Annotated in this window: 5 protein-coding genes; 3 read left to right on the top strand and 2 right to left on the bottom strand. The window is 62.6% G+C overall.

The window, feature by feature from the left end; translation table 11 throughout:
• Positions 1-151: 151 nt before the first annotated feature.
• Together RWT78_RS27775 and RWT78_RS27770 are read right to left on the bottom strand one after the other, a co-directional pair.
• Positions 152-898: a GntR family transcriptional regulator gene (locus RWT78_RS27775; protein WP_099698091.1), complete on the bottom strand. Its 747-nt coding sequence runs from the start codon at positions 896-898 to the stop codon at positions 152-154.
• A gap of 31 nt (positions 899-929) precedes the next feature.
• The gene (locus RWT78_RS27770) at positions 930-2,081 is read right to left on the bottom strand and encodes an acyl-CoA dehydrogenase family protein (RefSeq protein WP_314682427.1); all 1,152 of its coding nucleotides are present in this window, start codon (positions 2,079-2,081) and stop codon (positions 930-932) included.
• A 200-nt stretch (positions 2,082-2,281) separates the two neighbouring features.
• Here RWT78_RS27770 and RWT78_RS27765 point away from each other — a divergent pair, with 200 nt between their 5' ends.
• The 3 genes from RWT78_RS27765 to RWT78_RS27755 are packed head-to-tail and all read left to right on the top strand — an operon-like array spanning position 2,282 to position 5,404.
• Positions 2,282-3,157: a CoA ester lyase gene (locus RWT78_RS27765; RefSeq protein ID WP_003940300.1), complete on the top strand. Its 876-nt coding sequence runs from the start codon at positions 2,282-2,284 to the stop codon at positions 3,155-3,157.
• Positions 3,154-4,152, top strand: a complete 999-nt coding sequence (locus tag RWT78_RS27760; RefSeq protein WP_003940210.1) for a MaoC family dehydratase — start codon at positions 3,154-3,156, stop codon at positions 4,150-4,152. The genes RWT78_RS27765 and RWT78_RS27760 overlap by 4 nt, the downstream gene beginning before the upstream one ends.
• Positions 4,153-4,183: 31 nt before the next feature.
• A complete protein-coding gene (locus tag RWT78_RS27755; RefSeq protein WP_058037638.1) occupies positions 4,184-5,404 on the top strand; it encodes a CoA transferase in 1,221 nt (406 codons plus the stop codon).
• Positions 5,405-5,485 lie beyond the last annotated feature (81 nt).

The following is a 5,485-nucleotide window of genomic DNA, read 5'->3' as shown; positions in this document are numbered from 1 at the left end:
CTGTGTGACCGGGAACCACGCGCTGTAGCCCAAGTGCTCACCGACAGCCGTCTCGACTTCGACGATTCCGTTGAAAATGCGCATAGTTCTCTCCTGAAAGGTGTTGAACAGCAAAGAAAAGTGAGGCGTTAATGTGCGCCGCGGCGCAGCGTCAATGTGCGCCGCGGCGCAGCGTGACCCGATACGTGTACTGCTCCGGCAAGAAATAGCTCACCGACAACTCGTTGGCAACGCCCTGCGCGTTGGAGTACAAACGGTCCACCCGCAACATGGCGTGGCCGATTTCGCAATCAACGTCCCTGGCAACGTCCGCCGTGGCCGGGGACACCGTGATCGATTGTGCTGCTTCGACAATCGGACTGTCGATCAGCGGTTCCAGCAAGCCGATCACCGTATTGGCGCTCACCGCACCGGCCGCCATGGCGGGCAGGTCGACGATCTGCCGCGCGATCGCCTCCGGCAGATGCGCCGTCGTCTGCACGAACGGAACTCCCTCGTGTATCCGCCGGAAGACCACGGTGTACACGACGTCGGTGTCGAGCCGAAGCCGACTGGCCGCCTCGATGTCCACGCGCCGTTGCAGCGGTGACACAACTTCCATCGTCGTGTCCCGCGAAAGGTTCATGAGATCTTCGATGGATCCGAGATGACGGAGATAGCGGCCGCTGTTCTCGGTCACGAACGTTCCGCGCCCGGGTACTCGGTACACGATGCCCTCGGCAACCAGATCGTGAAAGGCTCGGCGGACCGTCTGCCGACTCACGCCGTGATGCTGCGCCAGTTCGGATTCGGTGGGCAGTTGAATGCCGTCGCGGTAGGTACCGGCAGAGATCTGCTGACGAAGCTCACGAGAGAGGCGTTGGTACGCCGGCTCCGTCTCTCTTTCCTTACCGCTCATAGCGACATGATCCTACTTGCTCACCGGTCCGTCACAGACCGCCGCGGGCAACCAGCTGCGAAACGATCACGTTGCGCTGAATTTCGTTGGTTCCCTCCCCGACGATCATCAGTGGTGCATCACGGAAATACCGCTCGACGTCGTACTCCGTCGAGTAGCCGTAACCGCCGTGGATGCGGATGGCGGACAAAGCGATTTCCATCGCCACCTCGGAGGCGTACAGCTTGGCCATGCCCGCCTCCATGTCGCACCGCTCCCCACTGTCGTACATCTGCGCCGCGTGCCACGTCAGCTGCCGTGCGGCCGTCAGCTTCGTTGCCATGTCGGCGAGGTAATTGCCGATCGACTGGTGCTTCCAGATCGGCTGGCCGAAGCTCTCGCGCTGCTGCGCGTACGCAAGTGAATCTTCGAGTGCGGCCGTGGCGACGCCCAGTGCGCGGCAAGCCACCTGGATACGGCCGGTCTCGAGTCCCTTCATCATCTGCCCGAAGCCCTTTCCGGGAGTACCGCCCAGAATGGCCGACTCGGAGATGCGGTAATTGTCGAAGGACAGTTCACAACTCTCGACGCCCTTGTATCCGAGCTTCGGGAGGTCGCGGGAGACGGTCAGCCCTTCGCCGTGCTCGACGAGAACGATCGAGATGCCCGCATGACGAGGGCTTGCGCTTGGATCGGTCTTGCACAGCAAGGCGATCACGCCGGATCGGCGGGCATTGGTGATCCATGTCTTGGCGCCGTTGACGACCAGATCTGTGCCGTCGCTCTTGGCGTTGGTTGTCATGGCCTGCAGATCGGAACCTCCGCCGGGCTCGGTGAGGGCCATCGTTGCCCGGATCTCGCCGGTTGCCATTCGCGGCAGGTACTTCACCTTCTGTTCTTCGGTACCGAACAGCGAGATGAGCTTGGCGACCACAGTGTGCCCGCCCATCGCTCCCGCCAGGGACATCCATCCGCGCGACAGTTCTTGCGTCACCTGCGCATAACAGGGCATGGACACCGGCGATCCGCCGTACTCCTCGGGAATCGCGAGCCCGTAGATCCCGATCTGCTTCATCTGATCGATCCACTTCTCGGGATACTCGTTCGCGTGCTCCACCTCCTGGACCGTGGGCTTGACCTCTCGGTCGACGAACCGGCGCACGGTTTCGATCAGGAATGTCTCTTCGTCGTTGAGCTTGAGCATGAATCCGCCTCGACTTGAAATAAGTTTGTACGGCCATATTTCGATATTGTTCGCGCAATGTCAATACCGCGCCTTGACATCGATACGCAGCAACTGCCAGCATCGAGGCAGTTCGGTGCACATCAACGCCGTTCACGGCAGCTCATCCACTTCACAACTGGCCGTACATTTGATTTCCAGATCGAGGTAATCGACACACTATGGACGAGAACCACTACCGCGCCACCAGACGTCGCGCGTCCCTGGTCGCGCCGGGTTCAGACGAGCGCAAGGCACGCAAAGCACTCTTCTCGAACGCAGACGAGGTGATTCTCGACCTCGAAGATGCCGTCACTTCGGCGAACAAGGACCTGGCGCGAACCCTCGTGAGCACCTTGGTGCACGAGTTCGGTAGGGCGCGCACCATCTCGGTCCGAATCAACGGCCTGACCACACCTTGGGCCCGCGACGACCTGATCGCCTGCGGCGCCCTCGGAGAATCGCTGACGAGCGTGATCGTCCCGAAGGTCGAGTCCGCCGACGAACTACTCGAGGCCGAGCACATCCTCTTCACTGCCGGTGGGCACCACACCACCCTGCAAGCCCTGATCGAAACTCCGCTCGGCGTCCAGAATGCCGACTCCATCGCCCGCGCGACTCCTCGTCTCGAAGCCGCGATCATCGGATACGCCGATCTCGGTGCAGCGCTCGGCCGTTCACGCTCGGCACTGCCTGAACACTGGCTTGCCGTCCAGGACAGAATCCTGATCGCCTGCCGCGCAGCCGGCGTCGCAGCCATCGACGGGCCCTTTCTCGGCATCACCGACGACGACGCTTTCCGCCGCGCCGCGCACTGGACCAGCGCTCTCGGGTTCGACGGCAAATGGGTCATCCACCCGGCGCAGATCGACTCGGCCACTACCGCATTCACTCCTTCGGACCACGCCGTCATTGACGCCCGACGGGTACTGACCGCACTCGAAGAAGCCGAAACCCTGGGTTCGGGTGCCGCCCAACTCGACGGCCAGATGCTCGACGAAGCTGTGGCCGTGGCAGCGCGTCGTACGCTTGCCCGAGCCGAAGGAGTCACCGTATGAGCGAGCACTACGTGGGAGGACCGTACTTCGACGAACTCACCCACGGTCAGATCTTCGACGAAGCCCCCGCGGTGACGTTGACCAGTGGACTCGCCGCCTCCCATCAGTCGATCCTCGGTGACCGCATGCGGCTCCCCCTCGACGCACACTTGTCGTCGAGCGTCACGGGTTCCGGTGCACCAGTGGCAAATCCAGGACTGGTCACCGACATCGCCATCGGCCAGTCAACCGTGGTCACACACCACGTCAAGGCGAACCTCTTCTACCGTGGACTGCGATTCCACCGTTTCCCGGTACTCGGCGACACTCTGTACACGCGCACCGAGGTTGTCGGTCTACGCGAGAACTCGGCCAAGCCGGGACGCGGCGCCACCGGACTTGCCGCGCTACGGATGACGTCTGCTGATCAGAACGGCAACACGGTCCTCGACTTCTACCGCTGCGCCATGCTCCCCCTGAGCCCCGACCCGATCGAGACGAGAACTCGCCACGCCGACGACCTCGGGGCGATCGGTCCGTCCGAACCGGCTCCGTACGTATCACCTGACGGTTGGGACCTCGACACGTATCGAGAGCGGGTACCCGGCAGGCACTTCGAGTCGGATTTGGTGGGCTCGGTATTCCGTAGCAGCGGCGACGTCGTCACCAGTGCACCCGAACTTGCCCGGCTGAGCTTGAACGTCGCAGCGACGCACCACGACGATCGCGTCGGCGCCCACGGTCGCCTCGTCTACGGCGGCCACACCATCGGAATTGCACTCGCCCAGGCGACTCGCGCTCTGCCCAACGTGGTGACGGTTCTCGGATGGCACTCGTGCGATCACACCGGACCCGTTCACGAGGGCGATACCCTCACGAGCGAACTGCACGTCGAAAACTCGTCGCCCCTCGAACACGGAACCGCAGTGCAACTGCGTTCGCTCGTGTTCTCCCACAATGCTTCTGCAACACAAACTCCGGTTCTCGACTGGCGTTTCACCGTGTTGATGGCATGAGCACACACTCTTCTATCACGGAGGACCACACATGACTCAGAGCCCAGGCCCGCTGTCCGGGCTTCGCATCGTCGAGGTCTCGAGCTTTGTCGCCGCGCCGCTGTGCGGACTGACGCTCTCCCAACTCGGCGCCGAGGTGATCCGGATCGACCCGATCGGAGGTGCCTCCGATTACAATCGCTGGCCCGTCACAGACAAGGGCGAGAGCATCTACTGGACCGGACTCAACAAAGGCAAACGGTCACTGTCAGTGGACATGCGCGCCGAACGCGGCCAAGAACTGATACGCCAACTGGTCACGGCGCCGGGACCTGGCGGCGGAATCCTGGTCACCAACGCCGGCGGCCGTAAGTGGATGAGCCACGACTCCCTGGCCCAGTTGCGTAGCGACGTCATCACCCTCGAGATCCTCGGACGCCGCGACGGCAGCCCCGGAGTCGACTACACGGTCAACGCCGCCTTGGGATTTCCACAGATCACCGGCCCCGCCGACTACGCCGGAGTTGTCAACCACGCACTGCCCGCCTGGGACGTCGCATGCGGGCTCTACGCCGCCCTGTCGATCACTGCCGCAGTGCGCCAACGTGACTCGACCGGACATGGATCTCGGATCACGCTCCCACTCGAAGACGTCGCATTGGCCACCGCGGGAACCCTCGGTTACCTCACCGAAGTACAAGTGAACGGTCGCAGTCGCGAGTCCGGCGGAAACGCCGTCTACGGCACGTACGGAATCGATTTCGTCTCCAGCGACAACGACCGGTTCATGATCGTTGCACTCACTACCCGCCATTTCCGCGACCTTGCGTCGGTCACCGGCACCACGGCGGCTGTCGACGCTGTCGAAGCTGCACTCGGAGCCGACTTCTCCACCGAAGCGGATCGCTACCGTCATCGAGAGGTACTCACTGCTCTGTTCTCACATTGGTTCCGGGAACACAGCGGCGCCGAGATCGCTGCAGCGCTGGACACATCGTCGGTTCTGTTCGAGAGGTACCGCAGTTTCGAGGAAGTGGTGAAATCTGGCGAACTGGAGAACAACCCGATGTTCTCCGCACTCGATCAACCTCGAATCGGAAGCTACCTGGCTGCCGCCAATCCTGCCTCGTTCGACGGCGCACACCTGGGTACCGGACCCGCCTCCGAGGTCGGCGGCGATTCGATCGCGGTGCTCGCCGACATCCTCGGAACCAACGCCGATCACGCCTCGACGCTGATCGCGGACGGCGTGGTCGGGGTTCCGGCGAACTGACCTACCCGGAAGATGTTTTCGGGCCCGGGCAACAATTTACGAGGCCGAAAAACATTAGAGAGTGGCGGAGAGACACAAATA

Origin of the sequence: uncultured Rhodococcus sp., assembly GCF_963525155.1 — a bacterium.
Lineage (GTDB): Bacteria > Actinomycetota > Actinomycetes > Mycobacteriales > Mycobacteriaceae > Rhodococcus_F > Rhodococcus_F qingshengii.
Note: the sequence above shows the minus strand (reverse complement) of the source record. Positions and strands in the feature narration are given on the sequence as shown.